The organism is Acidovorax sp. GW821-FHT11A03 (assembly GCF_058809075.1).
In genome coordinates this window covers 563,830-584,037 of the sequence record NZ_JBXASG010000003.1, presented here as the reverse complement: position 1 = coordinate 584,037, position 20,208 = coordinate 563,830, and the positions used below count along the sequence as shown (strand labels likewise).

20 protein-coding genes and 1 tRNA gene are annotated in these 20,208 nt (G+C 63.7%); 17 read left to right on the top strand and 4 right to left on the bottom strand.

Annotated features, from left to right (window positions below; translation table 11 throughout):
- Window positions 1-44 precede the first annotated feature (44 nt).
- Window positions 45-2,417, bottom strand: coding sequence for an arginine/lysine/ornithine decarboxylase (locus AC1RVY_RS10000; protein WP_218294298.1), 2,373 nt, complete (start codon window positions 2,415-2,417; stop codon window positions 45-47).
- A 144-nt stretch (window positions 2,418-2,561) separates the two neighbouring features.
- Between AC1RVY_RS10000 and AC1RVY_RS09995 the strand changes: the two genes are divergently transcribed.
- Complete coding sequence (locus AC1RVY_RS09995) at window positions 2,562-2,987, top strand: NfeD family protein (RefSeq protein ID WP_492806454.1); 426 nt, start codon at window positions 2,562-2,564, stop codon at window positions 2,985-2,987.
- Window positions 2,988-3,036: 49 nt separating this feature from the next.
- Complete coding sequence (locus tag AC1RVY_RS09990; protein WP_492806452.1) at window positions 3,037-3,951, top strand: SPFH domain-containing protein; 915 nt, start codon at window positions 3,037-3,039, stop codon at window positions 3,949-3,951.
- Between the two features lie 199 nt (window positions 3,952-4,150).
- On the opposite strand, the gene AC1RVY_RS09985 is transcribed toward AC1RVY_RS09990, so the two are convergent.
- Window positions 4,151-5,341: an IPTL-CTERM sorting domain-containing protein gene (locus AC1RVY_RS09985; protein ID WP_492806451.1), complete on the bottom strand. Its 1,191-nt coding sequence runs from the start codon at window positions 5,339-5,341 to the stop codon at window positions 4,151-4,153.
- 223 nt (window positions 5,342-5,564) lie between these two features.
- Between AC1RVY_RS09985 and AC1RVY_RS09980 the strand changes: the two genes are divergently transcribed.
- The 6 genes from AC1RVY_RS09980 to AC1RVY_RS09955 all read left to right on the top strand — a co-directional run bounded on the left by AC1RVY_RS09980 (window position 5,565) and on the right by AC1RVY_RS09955 (window position 9,616).
- Window positions 5,565-5,654, top strand: a tRNA-Ser gene (locus AC1RVY_RS09980).
- 301 nt (window positions 5,655-5,955) lie between these two features.
- Window positions 5,956-6,741 (top strand): hypothetical protein, encoded by a 786-nt coding sequence (locus tag AC1RVY_RS09975; RefSeq protein WP_492806449.1) that lies wholly within the window; start codon window positions 5,956-5,958, stop codon window positions 6,739-6,741.
- A gap of 85 nt (window positions 6,742-6,826) precedes the next feature.
- Window positions 6,827-7,819 (top strand): SMI1/KNR4 family protein, encoded by a 993-nt coding sequence (locus tag AC1RVY_RS09970; RefSeq protein ID WP_492806447.1) that lies wholly within the window; start codon window positions 6,827-6,829, stop codon window positions 7,817-7,819.
- Complete coding sequence (locus AC1RVY_RS09965; RefSeq protein ID WP_492806446.1) at window positions 7,816-8,289, top strand: DUF4274 domain-containing protein; 474 nt, start codon at window positions 7,816-7,818, stop codon at window positions 8,287-8,289. The genes AC1RVY_RS09970 and AC1RVY_RS09965 overlap by 4 nt, the downstream gene beginning before the upstream one ends.
- Window positions 8,286-8,963: a hypothetical protein gene (locus tag AC1RVY_RS09960; RefSeq protein ID WP_492806444.1), complete on the top strand. Its 678-nt coding sequence runs from the start codon at window positions 8,286-8,288 to the stop codon at window positions 8,961-8,963. The genes AC1RVY_RS09965 and AC1RVY_RS09960 overlap by 4 nt, the downstream gene beginning before the upstream one ends.
- Window positions 8,964-9,043: 80 nt before the next feature.
- A complete protein-coding gene (locus AC1RVY_RS09955) occupies window positions 9,044-9,616 on the top strand; it encodes a hypothetical protein (protein WP_492806443.1) in 573 nt (190 codons plus the stop codon).
- Between the two features lie 24 nt (window positions 9,617-9,640).
- On the opposite strand, the gene AC1RVY_RS09950 is transcribed toward AC1RVY_RS09955, so the two are convergent.
- The gene (locus tag AC1RVY_RS09950) at window positions 9,641-10,096 is read right to left on the bottom strand and encodes a hypothetical protein (RefSeq protein ID WP_492806441.1); all 456 of its coding nucleotides are present in this window, start codon (window positions 10,094-10,096) and stop codon (window positions 9,641-9,643) included.
- 236 nt (window positions 10,097-10,332) lie between these two features.
- Between AC1RVY_RS09950 and AC1RVY_RS09945 the strand changes: the two genes are divergently transcribed.
- Both AC1RVY_RS09945 and AC1RVY_RS09940 read left to right on the top strand, forming a co-directional pair.
- Complete coding sequence (locus AC1RVY_RS09945) at window positions 10,333-11,061, top strand: SMI1/KNR4 family protein (RefSeq protein WP_218294288.1); 729 nt, start codon at window positions 10,333-10,335, stop codon at window positions 11,059-11,061.
- Window positions 11,062-11,306: 245 nt separating this feature from the next.
- Complete coding sequence (locus tag AC1RVY_RS09940; protein WP_218294287.1) at window positions 11,307-12,461, top strand: GGDEF domain-containing protein; 1,155 nt, start codon at window positions 11,307-11,309, stop codon at window positions 12,459-12,461.
- Window positions 12,462-12,557: 96 nt separating this feature from the next.
- On the opposite strand, the gene AC1RVY_RS09935 is transcribed toward AC1RVY_RS09940, so the two are convergent.
- Window positions 12,558-13,421, bottom strand: coding sequence for a LysR substrate-binding domain-containing protein (locus tag AC1RVY_RS09935; protein WP_218294286.1), 864 nt, complete (start codon window positions 13,419-13,421; stop codon window positions 12,558-12,560).
- Between the two features lie 165 nt (window positions 13,422-13,586).
- Between AC1RVY_RS09935 and phnD the strand changes: the two genes are divergently transcribed.
- The 7 genes from phnD to AC1RVY_RS09900 all read left to right on the top strand — a co-directional run bounded on the left by phnD (window position 13,587) and on the right by AC1RVY_RS09900 (window position 20,202).
- A complete protein-coding gene (gene phnD, locus AC1RVY_RS09930; protein WP_218338878.1) occupies window positions 13,587-14,462 on the top strand; it encodes a phosphonate ABC transporter substrate-binding protein in 876 nt (291 codons plus the stop codon).
- Entirely contained in the window at window positions 14,459-15,283 is an 825-nt protein-coding gene (gene phnC / locus AC1RVY_RS09925) for a phosphonate ABC transporter ATP-binding protein (protein WP_492806439.1), read from the top strand. The genes phnD and phnC overlap by 4 nt, the downstream gene beginning before the upstream one ends.
- Window positions 15,280-16,095, top strand: a complete 816-nt coding sequence (phnE, locus tag AC1RVY_RS09920) for a phosphonate ABC transporter, permease protein PhnE (RefSeq protein WP_218338880.1) — start codon at window positions 15,280-15,282, stop codon at window positions 16,093-16,095. Before phnC ends, phnE begins: the two co-directional genes overlap by 4 nt.
- The gene (phnA, locus tag AC1RVY_RS09915; protein WP_492806438.1) at window positions 16,095-17,336 is read left to right on the top strand and encodes a phosphonoacetate hydrolase; all 1,242 of its coding nucleotides are present in this window, start codon (window positions 16,095-16,097) and stop codon (window positions 17,334-17,336) included. The genes phnE and phnA overlap by 1 nt, the downstream gene beginning before the upstream one ends.
- 10 nt (window positions 17,337-17,346) lie before the next feature.
- Window positions 17,347-18,456, top strand: coding sequence for an iron-containing alcohol dehydrogenase PsrA (gene psrA / locus AC1RVY_RS09910; protein WP_218294281.1), 1,110 nt, complete (start codon window positions 17,347-17,349; stop codon window positions 18,454-18,456).
- On the top strand, window positions 18,453-19,898 hold the full coding sequence (gene phnY / locus AC1RVY_RS09905; protein WP_492806436.1) for a phosphonoacetaldehyde dehydrogenase: 1,446 nt from the start codon (window positions 18,453-18,455) through the stop codon (window positions 19,896-19,898). Before psrA ends, phnY begins: the two co-directional genes overlap by 4 nt.
- A gap of 148 nt (window positions 19,899-20,046) precedes the next feature.
- A complete protein-coding gene (locus AC1RVY_RS09900; protein ID WP_492255127.1) occupies window positions 20,047-20,202 on the top strand; it encodes a DUF3606 domain-containing protein in 156 nt (51 codons plus the stop codon).
- Window positions 20,203-20,208: the final 6 nt, after the last annotated feature.

Below are 20,208 nucleotides of genomic sequence, written 5' to 3'. Positions count from 1 at the left end.
GCTCCCGCCATCTTTATGCCCTAACCAAGAGTCAGCGCGGGCCTTCAGACAATGCGCCCGTAAGGGCCGTCGTCCCCCACCTGCACCAGGTTCTTGGCGGTGGCCAGCGGCTTGGGGTTCTTGCCGGGGGCCTTGTTCGCATCGGCCACGCAATCGGCGTAGTACCGCACCTGGCCGTTCTCGTCCTCCACCTCCACCAGGCCGTGGATGTCGGTCTCGAAGCCCGGGCACAGCTTGGCGAATTCGCGGGCGAACTTGAGGTAGTCCACGATCTTCTTGTTGAACACCTCGCCGGGGATCAAGAGCGGAATGCCCGGCGGGTACGGCGTGACCAGGCCCACGGTGATGCGGCCTTCCAGGTGGTCGATCTCCACCCGCTCGGTCTGGCGGTGCGCGATGTGCGCGTACGCGTCCGAGGGCTTCATGGCGGGCGTGAGGTCCGACAGGTACATCTCGGTCGTCAGGCGCGCGATGTCGTACTTGGCATACATCTCGTGCACGTGCTGGCACAGGTCCTTGAGGCCCATGCGCTCGTAGCGCTTGTGCTGCTGGCAGAACTCGGGAAGGATGCGCCACATGGGCTGGTTCTTCTCGTAGTCGTCCTTGAACTGCTGCAGCGCCGTGAGCAGCGTGTTCCAGCGGCCCTTGGTGATGCCGATGGTGAACATGATGAAGAAGCTGTACAGGCCGGTCTTCTCCACCACCACGCCGTGCTCGGCAAGGTACTTGGTCACGATGGACGCGGGAATCCCGGTCTTGTCGAACTTGCCGTCCAGGTTCAGGCCCGGCGTGACGATGGTGGACTTGATCGGGTCCAGCATGTTGAAGCCGTCGGCCAGCTGGCCGAAACCGTGCCACTTGCTGCCGTTCTTCTTGCCCTTGCCATCGCTGCGGATGATCCAGTCCTCGGCCCGGCCCAGCCCTTCGTCCACGAGCTTGTCCGGTCCCCAGACCTTGAACCACCAGTCGTTCTTGCCGAAGTCATCTTCCACCTGGCGCATGGCGCGGCGGAAGTCCAGCGCTTCGAGCAGGCTTTCTTCCACCAGGGCCGTGCCGCCGGGCGGCTCCATCATGGCGGCGGCCACGTCGCAGCTGGCGATGATGCTGTACTGCGGGCTGGTGCTGGTGTGCATCAGGTAGGCCTCATTGAAGAGGTGCCTGTCGAGTTTCGTGGTCTGCGAATCCTGCACCAGCACATGGCTGGCCTGGCTGATGCCCGCCAGCAGCTTGTGGATGGACTGCGTGGCGTAGGTCACCGAATACTTGGGGCGCGTGCGCTTCTTGCCCATGGCATGGTAGCTGCCATAGAACGGGTGGAAGGCCGCGTGCGGCAGCCAGGCCTCGTCGAAGTGCAGGTTGTCCACATAGCCGTCGAGCATGCCCTTGATAGTCTCGGTGTTGTACAGCACGCCGTCGTAGGTGGACTGGGTGAGCGTGAGCACGCGCGGCTTGACCTTCTTGGCATCCACGCCCTTGAGCAGCGGATTGGACTTGATCTTGGCCTCGATGGCCTTGGGCTCGAACTCGCTTTGCGGGATGGGCCCGATGATGCCGAAGTGGTTGCGCGTGGGCTTCATGAACACGGGGATGGCCCCGGTCATGATGATGCTGTGCAGGATGGACTTGTGGCAATTGCGGTCCACCACCACCACGTCGCCCGGGGCCACCGTGTGGTGCCACACCATCTTGTTGGACGTGCTGGTGCCGTTGGTCACGAAGAAGCAGTGGTCGGCATTGAAGATGCGCGCGGCATTGCGCTCGCTCTCGCCGATGGCGCCGTTGTGGTCCAGCAGCTGGCCGAGTTCTTCCACCGCGTTGCAGACATCGGCGCGCAGCATGTTCTCGCCGTAGAACTGGTGGTACATCTGGCCCACGGGGCTTTTCAGGAACGCCACGCCGCCCGAATGGCCGGGGCAGTGCCAGCTGTACGAGCCGTCTTCGGCGTAGTCCAGCAGCGCCTTGAAGAACGGCGGCTGCACGCTCTCCAGGTAGCTCTTGGCTTCGCGGATGATGTGGCGCGCCACGAACTCGGGCGTGTCCTCGAACATATGGATGAAGCCGTGCAGCTCGCGCAGGATGTCGTTGGGCAGGTGGCGGCTGGTCTTGGTCTCGCCGTGCACGTAGATCGGCACCTCGGTGTTCTTGCGCCGCACCTCGCCGATGAAGTTGCGCAGGCTCAGCACGATGGGGTCGAGCCCCTCGCCCACGGTGAATTCTTCATCGTCGATGGACAGGATGAAGGCGCTGGCACGGCTTTGCTGCTGCGCGAACTGCGACAGATCGCCGTAGCTGGTGACCCCCACAACCTCGAAACCCTCGGACTCGATGGCCTGCGCCAGCGCGCGGATACCGAGGCCCGAAGTGTTCTCGGAACGATAGTCTTCATCGATGATGATGATGGGAAAGCGAAACTTCATGCGCAGCCTCCGTGCAACCGTGCCCTGCCCGGCCAAAAAACGAAATAGGCGCGAAGTGTAAGGAATAACGTTGACGCGCCTTTGAACTGCCATGCTTTTGACCCAGAATGTGGTGCACTAAACACAAACAACGAGGAGTCGGCTATGGAGGAATCCACCATCTGGTGGCTGGCCGCGGGCGCTGTGGTCGTCGCGGAATTGCTCACGGGCACTTTCTACCTGCTCATGGTGGCGGTGGGCCTGGTGGCAGCCGCCCTGGCCGCGCACCTGGGCCTGCCGGTCACGGTGCAGATCGTGGCCGCCGCCATCGTGGGCGGTGGGGCGGTGGTGGGCTGGTACTACCTCAAGAAAAAACGTCCCGGAGACCCGTCCGCCCGCGCCGACCGCAGCGTGAACATGGACATTGGCGAGACCATCCTCATCGAAGGCTGGAACCCGGACGGAACCACCACGGTGAAATACCGCGGCGCCACCTGGACAGCCATTCACCGCCCGGGCGTCACGCCCTCCACGGGCATGCACCGCGTGGCCGAACTGGTGGGCAACCGCCTGCTGGTCGATCCGCTGTAGGTAGCGGCCGCCAACGCTTCACTCCCAGAAAAGAAAAGAGAGGTCCTTCATGGAAATTGCCATCGTCATTCTCGTCATTGCCGTGATCTTCATCGCGCGCTCGGTCAAGGTCGTCCCCCAGCAGAACGCCTGGGTCAAGGAACGCCTGGGCAAATATGCCGGCACCCTCACACCGGGACTGAACTTCCTGGTGCCCTTTGTCGACAAGGTCGCCTACAAGCATAGCCTGAAGGAAATCCCGCTCGACGTTCCCAGCCAGATCTGCATCACGCGCGACAACACCCAGCTGCAGGTGGACGGCATCCTCTACTTCCAGGTCACCGACCCCATGCGGGCAAGCTATGGCTCCAGCAACTACATCATGGCGGTGACGCAGCTGGCGCAGACCTCGCTGCGATCGGTCATCGGCAAGCTGGAACTGGACAAGACCTTTGAAGAGCGCGACATCATCAACGCCCAGGTCGTGCAAGCCATCGACGAAGCCGCGTTGAACTGGGGCGTGAAGGTGCTGCGCTACGAAATCAAGGACCTGACCCCCCCGAAGGAAATCCTGCATGCCATGCAGGCCCAGATCACAGCCGAGCGTGAAAAGCGCGCCCTCATCGCCGCCTCCGAAGGCCGCCGCCAGGAGCAGATCAACATCGCCACCGGCGAGCGCGAGGCCTTCATCGCGCGATCCGAGGGCGAAAAGCAGGCCGTCATCAACAAGGCACAGGGCGAGGCCGAATCCATCAAGGCCGTGGCCGAAGCCAATGCCCAGGCCATCGAACGCGTGGCATCGGCCATCCGCCAGCCGGGTGGCGAGCAAGCCGTCCAGCTCAAGGTCGCGGAAAAGGCGGTGGAGGCATACAGCCAGGTGGCTGCGGACTCGAACACCACGCTCATCGTGCCCAGCAACATGACCGAGGTGTCGGCACTGATTGGGTCGGCAATGAAGATGGTGCAGGCTCAGAAGGCCAGTTGAAGTGCCTGCTGCACGCTGTCCGGGGAGTTGAACAACAAGCCAGGGGCGCATCAGGATGTGGGCTACCGGCATGCTCGGCAGGCTGTTCAATGGCTGGCAATAAAGAAACAGGCCCGTAAGGGCCCGTTTCTCATGGCTCTGGGCGGGAGCGGCGTCTGATGTGCCTGCACCTGCCAAAGTCCGCCCGACCCGTCACCAATCAATACCTTGCAAATCCAGAGCGGCGCATACCCCACGTCACCAACAGGCTGGCGAGCAAAATGAGTGCCCAGGTCGATAACGTCGGAATCGAGTTGTGCTGCAGTGAACCCGCATCGACACAGCTCCCCGACGCCCGAGGGCTGCCACGCTGGTCCGTCGTGATGCCCGCTGGCAACAGCGCCACGGAGCCGGCACAGATCGCAGCTCCGTTTTGCACAGGATGCATGGTCTGCGTAGACCCCCCATTGTTGGCCAGCGGCCCCACGGGCTGTGTGCCGGTCCACACAAAGTTCAGCGTCCCATAGCCAGTCTGGTCATCCGCAACACCTGCAGCGAGATTGTTGTAGAACACGTTGTTGCTGGAGGTCAAAAAACTGCCGGCCGGCGAAAGAGCACCGGGCGCCGCAGCCGCGACCTGGTCAGCAAATATGTTGTTGTGGAAAGTCGCGTTGGCATTGCCCGTCGCCACAGCAGCACCGCCGCTCCCCTGGTTTCCAGAGAACGTATTGTTGACAGCCGTCACCGTTCCAAGGTTGGCCATGGCACCACCAAGGCCCGCTGAAGTGTTGGAGCGAAAGGTATTGTTGGTAACCGACAGCACGCCGGCGGGTTGGTTGTTGATCGCCCCGCCGTTGATCGGCGCGGTGTTGCCAAGGAATGTACTGCCGGTCACCGTTGAAGTGCCGAAATTGATCAGGCCACCACCACCGACACCCGTGGTGGTGTTGTTTGCGACGGTCGAATTAGTGACCGTCAGGGTGCTGCCGCTGGCGACGGCCATCGCACCACCATTACTACCAGCATTGTTGCTCAATACGCTGTTGCGCAGCGCCAGCGTTGCTGTGCCCAGAAGGTTCACACCGCCCCCAAGCCCCGCGGTGAATCCGTTCGATATCGTCACGGCCGAAAGCACCAGGACCCCGCCGGTCACTTCCAGAACGCGGACGGTGTTCTGACCACTGATCGTGAGATTGCCCGCCCCGGGCCCTTGAATGGTGAGATTCTGGGCCACCGACAGCGTGGAGGCCAGCGGAATCGTGCCTGTGACACCTGGCCCAAACACAATGGTATCCCCAGGCGCCGCGACGGATATCCTGTCGCGGAGCGACCCCGCGCCTGCATCGCTGATGTTCAGCACCGTCAGGGTGGCTGCATGAACATGCAAGGTGACCATAGCGAGCGCGATCACGCTCACTCTGCCGAATTGCCTCAGATATCGCATTGGTTTTCCCTCTCAAGAGGGATTCAGTCTAAGCGCGCGGCCATGAGATCGATAGTGCGGCAATCCCGCAGAGTGCCCGCACGCGACATGGACGCCACCGTTCAGCGGAGGGACCGAAAGCAGACTTTTTTGAGGCGCATGAAACAACAGGGCAAAATGCCGCTTTCCTGTGGCTATAATCGAGGGCTCCGGAGAGGTGGATGAGCGGTTTAAGTCGCACGCCTGGAAAGCGTGTGTGGGCTAATCCCCACCGCGGGTTCGAATCCCGCCCTCTCCGCCAGTTAGCTAAAAAATCAAGGACCTGGACAGATTGATCAATCCGTCCCATGAAGTCCCGCACATCCAAAGCCCCTTCTTCACAGATGGGGCTTTTTTTTGACCTGACGGGTTCAACGCCACCCCGTTGAGGCATGGTGCCCCTCGCTCCTGGAGGCCGAACAGACTCCACGGGGCTGTTCGTTGCCCTGCATCAACGATGATCCCGCTGATCTCGCCAGTGTTGGAGGCTCCATTGTGCAGGACCTGCATGCCAGATGCGAGAAGAGCGCAAGGGGTTTATGGTGTCGGCATTGAAACGCCTCATGACAGTCTTTTCCGGCCTCGTCCTCACGGGAGCGCATGCCATGGCTCAATCCTTCCAGCCCGTCACGCACCTGGCTTGTCCCGGCGGCGATTTCATCGTCGACGCCCGGCCCTGGGGCGAGAACGAGGCCGGCGGCTCGCGCGCAGAGCTGCGCTACCGCTACCGGGGTGTCGTGCTGGCTGCCATCCACTACGAGGCCTACTACAAGAACCTCGATCCCTGGCTGCGCCAGGCAAGCCCGCGCATCTACAACCTGGGCCTGAACCTGGATACGAGCGGCACCAGCAAGCGCAGCGGCCACGACCGCGGCGACACCCTGTACCTGCCGCCCTCGGCGTTTACGCAGCAGGAGGTGGAGTCCCTGTCTGATTGCCTAGCCCAGCGCCATGCTGCCGCCTTGCGGCGCGACTTCGAGCGCGCGCAGATCACCAGCAGCGCATTCCTGAACCTGATGAAGACGCGCACCGGCACCGGCCGCAACGGCGTGGCGCGCCTGGTGCATGCCGATGCACCGCTTACCGCCATCTACGGCAGCGGCTGGCTGCTGATCCTGGTGGAGCGCGACGGCCGGGTGCTGTTGCACACCAACATGACGGCCAACAACGCGGCCGAGTCGGCGGTGTGGGGCCAGGCCGCCTCTGGCGCGAACGGCCGGCAGGTGCTGCGCGCGCAGCGCCAGGTGAGCTTCCAGGGCCAGGAGCGAGATGCTGGCAGCTATCTGCCCGAACCCGAAATGAACACCGGGCGGCGGTTGAAAGACGATTATGTGGTGGAGTGGCAGTAAGGCCGGGCCTGGCGGATCCTGATTGCCAGCGAGGAAAATTCCACGTGCAAATCCATGAACGAGCCAGCGAGGGGAAAACGAACGCATGAACGCAGGTAAACCGCCTTTTGCCAGTTTCGACCTTGTCGGGTTCTGGGAAGACAGCGACTACGCGCGCAGGGAGTACATCGAGCCCGCGCCCTCGCCGGAAACCATTGTGGCGGTCGAGGCTGAACTGGGATACAAACTCCCGGCCAGCTACATCGCGCTGATGCAGACGCAGAACGGCGGCATTCCCGCTCACGGCCGTTTCCCCACCGACCAGCCCACCTCCTGGGCCGAGGACCATGTGGCGATCAGCGCCTTCAAGGGCATCGGATTCGGCAAGCAGTGGAGCCTGTGCGGCAGCCTCGGCAGCCGTTTCAAGATCGAGGAATGGGACTACCCGGACATCGGCGTGTACTTCGGCGACTGCCCCTCGGCCGGCCACGACATGATCGCGCTGGACTATCGCGCCTGTGGCCCTTCTGGCGAACCCTGCGTGGTGCACGTCAACCAGGAGGTGGACTACCGCATCACCCCGCTCGCGGCGGATTTCGAAACCTTCGTGCGGGGTCTCGTGCATGCATCCGAGTACGAAGACGATCCTGAGGACGTGAAGCACGATGCCCTTGCACATGTGCGCAGCGCGCCTTTCAACACGCGGCTGCAGAAACTCTGCGATCAGTGGCCCGATCCGGAGATGCCCGCAAATATTCGCCGCCTGGCCGAGACCATCGTGGAGGACAGGGGCTATTTCACGCTGCATGCGGACGCGAATTCGCACCTGATGTACGCCACCCAGTTCCTGCTGCTGAGCCACAGCCGGCCGGTGCGGTCGAAGGAAGGCTTTATGCAGTCCTACCCAGGAGTCATCGCGATGGTAGGCAGCGCACACTTCGGCACCGGCGCCTGGGCACCCGGGTTCGTGGAAGACTGGTTCCAGGCGCGCGCCATGGCAGGTGATTTGCTGCAAGCCGACAACCAATGGCGTTTGAGCCCGGATTTCAGCGCCAGGGTGCTGCAGAGCTTGCGCAACGGTGACGAGGGAGGAGCATGACCCTTACACACACTGTCGATCGCGTGGCGCAAGCCCTGGAATGCGGGTATGACGAGATGTGCACCCTCGTCACCCACTTCACCACCAGCGACCAGCTCGACCGCTTCAGTCGCAGCTACAACGCGAACGACGGTTTCGAGCCTCTGTGTTGCGTGGTGGGTCATCCTGAATGCAGCGCAGGCACGGCCCTCTTCATCTACTGGCAGTTCCATGAATTGCTGTGCGACCCGCAGGCCCGCGCCACCCTGGACGGTGAGCCCGCGCGCTGGAACGCGAATGCACTGCTCTGTGCTATTGAACGACGCTATCCCGACGGCTTTCGACTGCAAGGCATCGCATGCGACCCAATAGCAGACTGCGCCCAGGCGTTTGGCCCGGCCTACGTGGAAAGCATCCGCGCACAGCATGAGGGGTCGCCGCTCATGCAGCCGCCGCCAGCGCCCTCCGATGCAAAAGAGAGTCCCCGATGAAGCCTTCCTTGCGAACAGTACCTGCCTTTGCGTTGCTTGCCACCCTGGGCATGCTCCCTTGCGCCCAAGCCGGCCAACCCACCACGATCCCCGTCGCCGCCTGTGGTCTCGAGTTTGATCTACCCGTGGGCTACAAGACTACCCGCCCCAAGCGGATGGAACTCGCTCCCCACGGGCGCTTGTGCGCAATCAATATCGTCAAGGCCCGGCCCGATCCTGTGCAGCAGGGCGAATGCAAGGACAAGGAAGACGGCGGCCAGCCGCCCTACAACGTGTGCGATTGGGTGATCAACATCGGTACCCCGGGACCGAGTGTGCAGGTGGTGCGCATATGGCCTGGTGGCAGTCCGCTCCTGGATGCATTCATGCGCGAGGAAGACGGCCGATGGATGGTGTCGAATGCCCAGGCCGGCGCACAGCCTGCTGAAGCCACCACCTTCTGCGGCAAACCCGCATGGAAGGGCGAAACCACCGTGCGCATGGGCTGGTCGCGTCAGCGGGTCAAAAATTACACGGGCATCTATGCGGGCTCGGGCGGCGCCGATGTCACGCTGGTGCAGTTCGCACCCGACCTCTTCGTCCAATTGCAAAACCCACCCATTGATGAGAAAGGCGAGTTCTCGGTGTTCTGCGCCAGCCTCAAGTTGGGCACCCGCGCACAGGACCTTCCGTAGCCTCTTCTTTCTGCTCCACCTCGCCAGCATCCAGCGCTTCGGATGCAGACGCACTGCCCTGCCGCGACACCCCACGCACCATGGCAAACGACAATCCCATCGTATTGTTCCGTCCCGGCTCGCGCATCGGGCATGTGGAGTGCATGACACCGGCCTTCACCGGCCTCCAAAAACCTTCTCTGGCCCCTCCTCATGGGAGAGGGCAAAACGCCATGATCGGACATTCCAGCCAGTTGGGCGCGCAAGGCCGGGCCATCGATTTGGGCCTTCACGCCCTGCTGGCGCTGGCTTGCGCGCTTGCATCAGCTCTCGCTGCGGCGGCGGACAAGGTACCCGAGGTGCCCCAGCGCGAGTGCGCCCGCATTCTCGCCGTGGCGGCATCCCTCTACCCTGGCCAGGCCGGCAAACTGCGCTGTACGCTCCATGAGCGATCGGCGCACTACACCGTGGTCGGTGTGCACAGCCTCTCACCCGCACCGCAGGGGTACGCCGGCACCTGGACGGGCAGCGGCCTGATAGGGTATTTCGGGCTGCACCGCCCTAGCGGCCACGTACAGGAATGGGACATGGGCGAAAACCGGCCGCGTGCCCACAACAAGCAGCAACTCAGAGCCCAGCCGGGCCCTCTTCACGGGGCGCCAGAACGCCGTTGAGGCCGGGCGCGGTGACATCGGGTTTCACACCCGCCTGGCCGCGGGCGAATCTGCGCTGCCGTAGCGCACCCCGCCACCCCCAAAGCCGGTGCGCGGGTCGTACCCCACCCAAACCTCGCCCCAGGCATGGTGCCCAGGAGCCCAGCCCCGCGCGCCCAGCCAGTCGCGCAACGCCTTGGCGCGCCGGTGCTCCTTGCGTTCGGACCAATCGCTCCAATCCCTGCCATAGCGGCTGTCGTCATCGTGGAAGAGCCAGCATTCGGACAAGGAACCTTGGAAGAACGCCAGCTCGATGCCCACCATGAAACCGCTGTCACTCCAGGCCTTGAGACGATGCCAGGTCCAGTCCGAACCCTGCACCGCCCGGGGTACGCGCGGCACCACGATCAGTGCCGCATGACGGTCCACCAGGACTGCCTCTTGCAGCCCGCACGCGATGTGCAGGCCCTCCGGGTGATGCAATGCAAAGGCAACCGTCATGGCGTTCGCAGAGCGCAAGAAGTAGATCGGTACATTATTCTGCATGACGACATGCAGCCTGGCTGCACGCTGACCATGACCTGCTACCACCTCAAGTCCATCGCCAGGAGTCCGGCACCCGCAATCACCGGACCCGTGCAAGGGCAGCATGAGCATTCCGGTCTGCTCGCGCTGTCACAGACACAGGCCGCGCTGGCGGCAGCACAAAGGCCCCGCACGCCGTCCAGGAGGCAGCCATGACATCCATCTTGCCGGACGCGGCACGCCAGTTCATCGAAGCCGCCATCGTCGCGGGCGACATGGCCTTGCCTTTCCACTACCCCCAGCCCGGGCAATGGGAGGGTTGGCAAAGCGGCTTTCGCCATCACGGCATCACCGGCGAAAGCCTGGTCGGCACCGCACCGGGCGAATGGCAGCCGGGCTGGTACGTGGTCGCTCTCAATGGGTTCGGCGATCCGTTCTTCATCGATCTCAACCAGGAGGCGAAAGGCTTTCCCGTCTACTATGCGCCGCATGGAGCGGGGCGGTGGGAGGCGGAGCAGGCCGCACCCAGTCTGCAGCAATTGGGTGACATGCTGGCGGTGCTGCGCGGGCTGGAAGACGACGCCACGGCTGCACAGCACGTGGTCGAAGCCGAGGCCAGCCTGGGAACCCGGCTCTGGCGGGAGGTGCTCGAGAACCGCCAGAACCGCGCGGACACGGCAAAGGAACCTGCGTTCCCGCCCGATACCACGGCATGGCAGCACGGCACCCTGGTCATCTGCGGCATCGGTCCGCAAAAAATGAAGGTCGTGCAATTCCTCAAGCAGACGTTTGGCTTGTCGCCACAAGAAGCGCTGGCCCTGGCGATGCAACCCGAAATTGCCGTTGCGGAGGGCTATCTTGTGCACCTGCGCCGCTCCCAAGACCACTTGCAGGCGCTGGGAGCCACGGTGGAATTTCGACCTCATGGACCCCGTGCCTGAAGGCCTTCCCGCAAGACGCGTTCTTTCGCATCCAAGAGCTCATCGACTTCGTCAGGACGGGGCAGGAGCGCGGCGGCAAGGGCGCGGCAAGCCAACGGCCCTGCGTCCTGTCTCAATGCACCCAGCATGAAACGCGGCGGGCACCTCTTCGCTACCCAGCACTATCCCTAGGGCGCCCACGGATGGGAAGGGATATAACAGCGAACATAAAGTTACAAACGAGCGGTAAGTCATTAGAGGGCATCATGAATCTTGACCTGCTGGACAGAGACACCTTGCGTGTCGTCCTGGCAGTCGCCGAGTTGACGCTCGCTCCTATTGTTGCCTTGATCTGGAAAGGCAACAAGGACGTCAAAGGCGTCAACTGGTGGATTGCTGGGTCGGTATCCACAATGATCGGCTTCTCGATCCCGATATTCGTGGAACTGAAGGCGCCTGCGGCACGCTTCATCAATGACTTCTTCGGCATCATGGCGCTGGCCTTCATGCTCCATGGCACCTTGCATTTTCGCGGCAAAACGAAATTGGCCAGGATCACCTTCCTGGCAATGCCGTGGTTTGCCGTGGTGATGATCGTCACCATGGCAGCTGTCTACGGCAAGGATGCCGCCAGGTACCTCATTCTTGACGCTGTGGTCGTGGCCTTTACCCTGGGCATGGCCTACCACATCGCTCACTGGAACTGGCCGGTGCGCTTCTCCGCACAGAATCTCTCCGCGCTGTATCTCACATCGCTCTCCATCGCATTCTGCTTGCGCTGGAGTTTCATTTTCTTCGCGGAAGACCGCGCGGCGGTCATCCAGAGTCCGTATCACGCGTATCTGTACCTGGTCCTGATCTCGTTCACGATTGCCTGGAACTGCTGCATCATTCTCGTGTGCGAGGAAAGCGCCCACAAGAAAGTGGACAGCATCGCCAATACCGATCCACTGACAAGCCTGCCCAATCGCAGGTCCTTTGACGTCATCCTGAATGAGTCCATCGAGCGTGCGAAACGCGAGACCCACAGGTTCGCATTGGCCTTGATTGATCTCGATGAGTTCAAGCAGATCAATGATCGCCATGGACACTCCGTGGGAGACCAGGTGCTGGTGGAATTCGCGCAGCGCTTGAAGAAGCACGCGAGGAACACGGATTTTGTGGCCAGGCTTGGAGGCGATGAATTCGTGATGATCATTCGCGATGCTGAGAATGCAAAGAACCTGCATTTCATCGTCGACAGGCTGAAGCCGCACCTCAACGGCTTCGCCCTGCTGGGCCACAGCCAGCCCATCGAAATCAAGGTCAGTATCGGAGGCGCCGTCTGGCCCCAGGACGGTGAGAGCTCCAGGGACATCCTGCGCAATGCCGACATGAGGATGTACGAGGACAAGAAGCTGCGCAAGGCCCCCGCCTGCTAGCCAGGCACCCGGCGCAGGAATCGCTCCATATCAGCCTCGCTGGCGAGCGACACGCAGCCTGTCCCTCCATCCGTACGCAGCTGCGCGACCAAGAGACTAAGAGTCACGTCCGATGATGTTGAAGAACGCCCGGATGAGACGCGTGTCCCTGCGCTCGGCCAGGCACACGACGTGTGCATAGGTCCTGATTTGCGCATCGCTGATTCGCACCGCGTGCAAACCTGAACCGGGCACGTACTCCACCTCCGAGACCGCCGCGACGCCCAGTCCTTGGAGCACGGCCTCCCGGATGATCTCCCGGCTGGCAACCTCCATGACGACTGTCGGCTGCACATCCGCAGCCTTGAGCGCCAGTTCTATGGCCTTGCGCGTGGTGGACCCTTGCTCGCGCAATATCAATTTTTCGCCTTGCAGCTCTGCGGTGCGGATGCTGCGGCGGCGGGCGAACCGATGGTCTGCATTGCAGAAAATCACGATGGGGTGTTCGCTGTACGGAACCGACACGAAACGCTTGTCTTTGAGCACCTGCGCCAGGACACCGACGTCCGCCCGGTAGTCCAGCAGCCGGCTCAACACATCTTCCGAGTTGCCGGTTCCTACCGAAATCTGGATCTCCGGGTATCTCTGGTTAAACGCCGCCAGCATCTTCGTCACGTGTGAAGGGCCCACGGCCGCAACACGCAAATGCCCCGAACGCAGTTCGCCTGCGTCTCGAAGAATTTGCACGGCTTCTTGCTCAAGGTCGAACATCTGGCGCGAAAGCTGGAGCAATCGCTCTCCGATTTCCGTCGGGCGAATGCGGCGCCCCGTTCGGTGAAAAAGTTCAACTTTGTACAGCTCCTCGAGTTGCTGAACCTGCGTGGTCACGGTGGGCTGACTCACGTGCAAGGCCTGCGCTGCGCGGGTAAAGCTCCCTTCGGTCGCCACCGCATGAAAAGACCTCAATTGCGTCAACCGCATGACAGTCGCCTCCGTGTTATCCCGGGCCAACTATAGATTAAATGAATGGATCGGTAAAAAAACTTGAATTTGCAAGATAGTCCCGCACCACCGACAGTTGCCCCATGCACTGTGCTTGGTAGGCAGTGCAAAAAGAGGTTCAAACCCACCAGACAGGAGACATCGATGAAACTCACGCGCCGATCTCTGTTGGCCAGCGCATCCGTGCTGCTAACCCCGCCGCTTGCCGGCCTCAACCCTGCCAGGGCTGCCAACGTCCTCACGGTAGGCCTGATCCCTTCCGAGGATTCGCGGGCCATGATCGCCAACAGCCAGGCCATGATGGACATGCTGTCCAAGTCGCTGGGCATGCCGGTCAAGCCCTTCGTGGCGGCGGACTACAACGGCGTGATCGAGGCCCTGCGTTCCAAGCGGCTGGATGTTGCCTACCTCGGCCCCTTCTCGTACGTGATGGGCACCACCGTGGCGCCCATCGAGGCCTTTGCCGTGGCCGAGACCAAGAAGGCCGGCCGGGCCTTCTACCACTCCCTCATCGTGGCCCACAAGGACAGCGGCATCAAGACCGTGGCCGACCTCAAGGGCAAGACCTTCGCCTTCGTGGACCCGACGTCCACCTCAGGCCACCTGTTCCCCAAGGCCGGGCTGATGAAGGAAGGCTTCAACACCGACAAGGATTTCGGCCGCGTGATCTTCTCCGGCTCGCACGACTCGAATGCCGTGGCGGTGCAGAACAAGAAGATCGAGGCCGTGGCGATTGCCGACCGCATCCTCGATGCCGCCATCGCCAAGGGCCTGGCCAAGCGCGAGGACCTGGTGGTGGTGTGGAAGTCGGACCCGATCCCCGAGTCGCCCACCGTCTGGCGCAAGGACCTGGATGCGGACCTCAAGAAGCGCGTGCAGGCCGCCTTCCTGGACGTGAAGGACATCCCCTGGTCGGACCAGGGCATGCTCAACGGCTTTCATCCCACGAACGACAAGGCCTACGACATCATCCGCGAGACGGCCAAGATCCTGAACCTCGACCTGAGGGCCATGAAATGATCAGGATCCGTGGTCTGAACAAGCGCTACGGCGACTTCGATGCGCTCACGGGCATCGACCTCGACGTGGCACCGGGGGAATTCCTCGTGGTCCTGGGGCCTTCGGGCGCCGGCAAGTCGACGCTGCTGCGCTGCATCAACCGCCTGGCCGAGCCCACGAGCGGCGAGATCCACATCGACGGACAACTGGCCCAGTCCGGCGGCGCAAGCTTGCGCGGCCTGCGCCGCCAGGTGGCGATGATCTTCCAGCACTACAACGTGGTGCCCCGCCTGTCGGTGCAGAAGAACGTGCTGACGGGCCGCATGGGGGCGGTGCCTGCGGTGCTGTCGTGGCTGCAGATCTTTCCGCGCAAGGACGTGGCGATTGCGCTCGAATGCCTGCGCCGCGTGGAACTGCAGGACAAGGCCGGGCTGCGCACCGACACGCTCTCGGGCGGGCAAAAGCAGCGTGTGGGCATTGCGCGTGCGCTGGCCCAGCAGCCCAAGGTGATCCTGGCCGATGAGCCCGTGGCCAGCCTGGACCCCAAGACCTCGCGCACGGTGCTCAACTACCTCAAGCAGGCGAGCCGCGAACTGGGCATCACCGTGGTCTGCAACCTGCACCAGATCGACTATGCACGCGAGTTCGGCGAACGCATTGTGGGCGTGTCGGGCGGGCGCATCGTCTACGACGGCGGGCCCGAGGGCCTGACGGACGAGGTGCTCAAGCGCATCTACCCCGGACTGGACGAGAGCGACGCCCGCAGCCGCAGCGCCCCTGCCGTGGCAGCCGCAGCAGCGCCCGCGCTGCGCCAGTTGAAACTTGAGGAGGCAAGCGCATGAACATCGGTTCCTACACTTTTCTGGTGGCCCGGCCCAGCGGCGGGCTGGGGTGGTGGCCGCGCATCGGCATCGGTGCACTGTTCGTCGGCGTGCTGTGGTGGGCCGCGCGCGGCGCGCAGGTCAGTTTTGGCGAACTGGCCAAGGGCCTGCCGTGGATCGGCGATTTCCTGGGGCGCATGCTGCCGCCCAACTGGGCGTTTCTGGACAAGCTGATAGTCCCGGCGATCGAGACCATCCAGATCGCCGTGTGGGGCACGCTGCTCGCCGTGCTCCTGGCGATCCCCGTGTGCTTCTTCGCCGCGCGCAACCTCACGCCCAACGTGGTGGTCTACCAGTTCACCCGCCAGCTGTTCAACGTGACGCGCGGAGTCAACGAGATCATCCTGGCGCTGGTGTTCGTGGCCGCCGTGGGGCTGGGGCCGTTTCCGGGCGTGCTGGCTCTGGCGGTACATGGTGCGGGCATGCTGGGCAAGTTCTTCGCCGAGTCGATCGAGGAGATAGACCAGGGGCCCATCGAGGCACTGCGCTCCACGGGGGCCGGGCCCATACAGACCATCATCTTTGCCGTGCTGCCCCAGGTGGTGACCGCATGGATCGCCGTGGTCCTCTACCGCTTCGAGACCAACCTGCGCCAGGCCACCGTGCTGGGCATGGTGGGCGCGGGCGGCATCGGATTCGAACTGGTGGGCAGCATGAAGCTGTTCCAGTACCAGGACACCGCCACCTGCATCGCCGTGATCATCGCCATGGTGATGGTGGCCGACACCATCTCGACCCGGCTGCGTGCCTGGATTCAAAAAGGAGCCCGTTGATGAATACCGCTGTTGACACCGTGCAGGCCAACGGCCGGCAGTATGCCCGACCCCAAGCCCCGGTGGTGGTGGTCTGCGTGGATGGCTGCGAGCCCGACTACTTGACGCAGGCCATACAGGCTGGCGCGGCGCCGTACCTCAAGCGCATGCTGGCGCGGGGCAGTTCGCTGATCGGGGACTGCGTGGTCCCCAGCTTCACCAACCCGAACAATGTGTCCATCGTGACCGGCGTGCCGCCTTCGGTGCACGGCATCTGCGGCAACTACTTCTACGACGTGGCCGCCGACCGCGAGGTCATGATGAACGACCCCGAGTACCTGCGTGCCCCGACGCTCCTGGCCGCCTTTGCCGATGCCGGTGCGCTGGTGGCGGCCGTGACGGCCAAGGACAAGCTGCGCACCATGCTCGGCCACGGCCTCAAGGGCATCTGCTTTTCAGCCGAGAAGGCCGACAAGGCCACGCTGGCCGAGTGCGGCATCGAGAATGTGCTGGAGCTGGTGGGCAAGCCCGTGCCCTCGGTGTACAGCGCTGACCTCAGCGAGTTCGTCTTTGCGGCCGGCGTGCGCCTGATGGAGACCCGCCGGCCGGACCTGATGTACCTGTCGACCACCGACTACGTGCAGCACAAGTGCGCTCCCGGCACGCCGGAGGCCAACGCCTTCTACGCGATGATGGACGGCTACCTCGCCCAGCTCGATGCGCTGGGCGCGGTCATCGGCCTCACCGCCGACCATGGCATGAGCCCCAAGACCGACGCCGCGGGCAACCCGCGCGTGGTCTACCTGCAGCAGGAGCTGGATGCACAACTCGGTGTGGGCAGCACGCGGGTGATCCTGCCCATCACCGATCCCTATGTGGTGCACCACGGAGCCCTGGGCTCGTTCGCGACCATCTACGTGAATGCCGGCGCCACGCTGGAGGGTGTGCGCAGTGCGCTGCTGGCACTGCCGGGCGTGGAGGTGGTGCTGACGCGCGAAGAGGCCGTGGCCCGCTTCGAGCTGGCGGGCGACCGCATTGGCGACCTGGTGGTGGTGTCGGACCACCTCACGGTGCTGGGCACCAGTGCGGCGCGGCACGACCTGAGCGGGCTGACCGTGCCCCTGCGCTCGCACGGCGGCATCTCGGAGCAGAAGGTGCCGCTGCTGTTCAACCGGCCCCTGAAGGGCGTCGCCCCCGGCCGGCGGTTGCGCAATTTCGACGTGTTCGACCTCGCGTTGAACCACGCTCTTCCCCCCGCCTAAAGGTCTTTCCATGCCACATGAATACTTGAACCCCGTACGCAGCGTCTACGGGGCAGGGGAACTGTTGTCCCTGCCAAAGCTGCTGGACGGCCGACGGGCACTGCTGGTCACCTTTCCGGAGGCCCGCCAGCTGGGCCTGGTGGCCCGCATCGAGGGCCTGCTGGGCGAGCAGCTGGCCGGCGTGATCGACGATGTGCGGCCCAACCCGGACGTCGCGGAGCTTGCGGCGGTCTACGACGCCTTCTGGTCCGGCGAGGCCGCCAGTGCCGAGGTGATCATTGCGGTGGGCGGTGGCAGTGCCATCGATACCGCCAAGGCGCTGATGGTGGCCACGCCCAGCGGGCGCTTCTCTGAACTGGTGGCGCTGCTGGCATCCGGCAAGGCCTTCACGCCAGCGCGGACCAAGACGCTCATCGCCGTGCCGACGACGGCCGGTACCGGCAGCGAAGTGACGCCCTGGGCCACGGTATGGGACCGCGGCGCGCAGAAGAAGTACTCGCTGCACCTGCCCGAGACCTGGCCCAGCATCGCGCTGATCGACCCCGAGCTCATGCTGTCGCTGCCCGCCTCGGTCACGCTGCAAAGCGGGCTGGACGCGCTGTCGCACGCGCTGGAGTCGATCTGGAACGTGAATGCCAACCCTGTGTCCGATACCTTCGCGGTGGCGGCGGTGCATGAGATCCTGGAGGCTCTGCCGCAGCTGATGGAACACCTGGACGACGCGACGCTGCGCGGCCGCATGGCCCTGGCGGCCCTGAAGGCCGGCATGGCCTTCTCGAACACGCGCACGGCGCTGGCGCACTCGATCTCCTACGAGATGACGCTGCGCTACGGGCTGCCGCACGGCATTGCCTGCAGCTTTCCGCTGCCCATGGTGCTGGAGCGCGCCATTGGCCAGAACCCGGAGCGCGACGCCGTGCTGGAAAGCGCGCTGGGAAACCTGGCCGGCGCGCCGGCCCTGCTGGCCCGCTTCATCGAGGAACTGGGCGTGAAGACGCGCTTTGCCGACTACGGCGTGAGCGACGCCCAGGCGCAGCAGATGGTGGCCCATGCGCTGACCGGCGCACGCGGCAAGAACTTCATCGGAGCCAACACGGCAGCAATCAAGGAGGCAGCATGAGTTGCATCATGGAAAGCGTGGACTTCCGCGCGGAGGCCCTGCGCATCGGCGGCGCCAGGGTGCGCACGGAGCGCAACATCGACGTCGTCAACCCCTACAGCGGCGAGCGCGTGGGCACGGTGGGCATGGCCAGCGTGGAGGACGTGCGCCGGGCGATGGACATCGCCCATGCCTACGTGCCCACGCTGTCGCGCTACGAGCGCTCGGCCATCCTGAACCGTGCGGCGGCGCTGCTGCGCGAGCGCACCGACGAGGCGTCAAACATCATCACCGCCGAGTCGGGCCTGTGCAAGAAGGACAGCACCTACGAGATCGGGCGCGTGGCCGACGTGCTCAACTTCGGCGCCAACGAGGCCCTGCGCGACGATGGGCAGGTGTTCTCGTGCGACCTCACGCCGCACGGCAAGAAGCGCAAGGTGATCACCACGCGCGAACCGCTGCTGGGTGTCATCACGGCCATCACGCCCTTCAACCACCCCATGAACCAGGTGGCGCACAAGGTGGTGCCGGCCGTGGCCACCAACAACCGCATGGTGCTCAAGCCTTCGGAGAAGGTGCCCCTGTCGGCCTACTATTTTGCGGACCTGCTGTACGAGGCCGGTCTGCCCGTGGAGATGCTGCAGGTGGTGACCGGCGATCCGCGCGAGATCGCCGACGAGCTGCTGACCCACCGCCACGTCGATCTGGTCACCTTCACCGGCGGGGTGGCCATTGGCAAGTACATTGCGTCGAAGGCCGGCTACCGACGCATGGTGCTGGAACTGGGCGGCAACGACCCGTTGATCGTGATGGACGATGCCGACCTGGACAAGGCCAGCGATCTGGCGGTGCAGGGCTCGTACAAGAACTCGGGCCAGCGCTGCACGGCCGTCAAGCGCATGCTGGTGCATGAGAAGGTGGCGGCCGAGTTCACCGATCGCGTGGTGGCCAAGACGAAGGCATGGCGCCATGGCGACCCGATGGACAAGGCCAACGAGATGGGCACGGTGATCGATGAGGCCGCGGCCCGCCATTTCGAGAAGGTGGTGAACGAGGCCATCGCCCAGGGTGCCCGGCTGCTGGCGGGCAATGTGCGCGAGGGCGCGCTGTACTCCCCCACGGTGCTGGACCGGGTGCGGCCGGAGATGACCGTGGTGCGCGAGGAGACCTTCGGGCCCGTGTCGCCCATCATCACCTTCAGGGACATCGACGAGGCAATCCGCATCTCCAACGGCACGGCGTTCGGCCTGTCGTCGGGCATCTGCACCAACCGCTTGGACGACGTGACCCGCTTTGCCAAGGAACTGCAGGTCGGCACCGTGAACCTCTGGGAGGTGCCCGGCTACCGCATCGAGCTGACGCCGTTCGGCGGCATCAAGGACTCGGGCCTGGGCTACAAGGAAGGGGTGCAGGAGGCGATCAAGTCGTTCACCAACTGCAAGACGTTCACCCTGCCTTGGTAGCGGATTGGAAAGCACCCGACAGGCCCGCTTCTTCAGTGGATGCCGTTCAGAAGGCCGGGTGTGTCGCGCACCGCTTCATAGAAGTCTTGTCCTACACCGTGCAGGCTAGCCACGTGATAGCTTTGGCCGTTCATTCAAGGAGCCGGCAATGAGCGATGACAAAAGCCAGACGGTACAGGACCGCCGTTTCATCAACCTCAGCGAACCCTGTGAAGTGCGCGACTGGGCCCATAGCCTGGGCGTCGCGGAAGCCCCGGCCGGCCCGTCCGCCGACAAGGTCCGCGAGTACCTGGTTTCGCGGTAGTGGGGC

What these genes read in the sequence shown, in the direction of transcription:
- AC1RVY_RS10000 (WP_218294298.1), bottom strand. Translation starts at nt 2,417, where the DNA reads ATGAAGTTTCGCTTTCCCATCATCATCATCGATGAAGACTATCGTTCC.
- AC1RVY_RS09995 (WP_492806454.1), top strand. Translation starts at nt 2,562, where the DNA reads ATGGAGGAATCCACCATCTGGTGGCTGGCCGCGGGCGCTGTGGTCGTC.
- AC1RVY_RS09990 (WP_492806452.1), top strand. Translation starts at nt 3,037, where the DNA reads ATGGAAATTGCCATCGTCATTCTCGTCATTGCCGTGATCTTCATCGCG.
- AC1RVY_RS09975 (WP_492806449.1), top strand. Translation starts at nt 5,956, where the DNA reads ATGACAGTCTTTTCCGGCCTCGTCCTCACGGGAGCGCATGCCATGGCT.
- AC1RVY_RS09970 (WP_492806447.1), top strand. Translation starts at nt 6,827, where the DNA reads ATGAACGCAGGTAAACCGCCTTTTGCCAGTTTCGACCTTGTCGGGTTC.
- AC1RVY_RS09965 (WP_492806446.1), top strand. Translation starts at nt 7,816, where the DNA reads ATGACCCTTACACACACTGTCGATCGCGTGGCGCAAGCCCTGGAATGC.
- AC1RVY_RS09960 (WP_492806444.1), top strand. Translation starts at nt 8,286, where the DNA reads ATGAAGCCTTCCTTGCGAACAGTACCTGCCTTTGCGTTGCTTGCCACC.
- AC1RVY_RS09955 (WP_492806443.1), top strand. Translation starts at nt 9,044, where the DNA reads ATGGCAAACGACAATCCCATCGTATTGTTCCGTCCCGGCTCGCGCATC.
- AC1RVY_RS09950 (WP_492806441.1), bottom strand. Translation starts at nt 10,096, where the DNA reads ATGACGGTTGCCTTTGCATTGCATCACCCGGAGGGCCTGCACATCGCG.
- AC1RVY_RS09945 (WP_218294288.1), top strand. Translation starts at nt 10,333, where the DNA reads ATGACATCCATCTTGCCGGACGCGGCACGCCAGTTCATCGAAGCCGCC.
- AC1RVY_RS09940 (WP_218294287.1), top strand. Translation starts at nt 11,307, where the DNA reads ATGAATCTTGACCTGCTGGACAGAGACACCTTGCGTGTCGTCCTGGCA.
- AC1RVY_RS09935 (WP_218294286.1), bottom strand. Translation starts at nt 13,421, where the DNA reads ATGCGGTTGACGCAATTGAGGTCTTTTCATGCGGTGGCGACCGAAGGG.
- phnD (WP_218338878.1), top strand. Translation starts at nt 13,587, where the DNA reads ATGAAACTCACGCGCCGATCTCTGTTGGCCAGCGCATCCGTGCTGCTA.
- phnC (WP_492806439.1), top strand. Translation starts at nt 14,459, where the DNA reads ATGATCAGGATCCGTGGTCTGAACAAGCGCTACGGCGACTTCGATGCG.
- phnE (WP_218338880.1), top strand. Translation starts at nt 15,280, where the DNA reads ATGAACATCGGTTCCTACACTTTTCTGGTGGCCCGGCCCAGCGGCGGG.
- phnA (WP_492806438.1), top strand. Translation starts at nt 16,095, where the DNA reads ATGAATACCGCTGTTGACACCGTGCAGGCCAACGGCCGGCAGTATGCC.
- psrA (WP_218294281.1), top strand. Translation starts at nt 17,347, where the DNA reads ATGCCACATGAATACTTGAACCCCGTACGCAGCGTCTACGGGGCAGGG.
- phnY (WP_492806436.1), top strand. Translation starts at nt 18,453, where the DNA reads ATGAGTTGCATCATGGAAAGCGTGGACTTCCGCGCGGAGGCCCTGCGC.
- AC1RVY_RS09900 (WP_492255127.1), top strand. Translation starts at nt 20,047, where the DNA reads ATGAGCGATGACAAAAGCCAGACGGTACAGGACCGCCGTTTCATCAAC.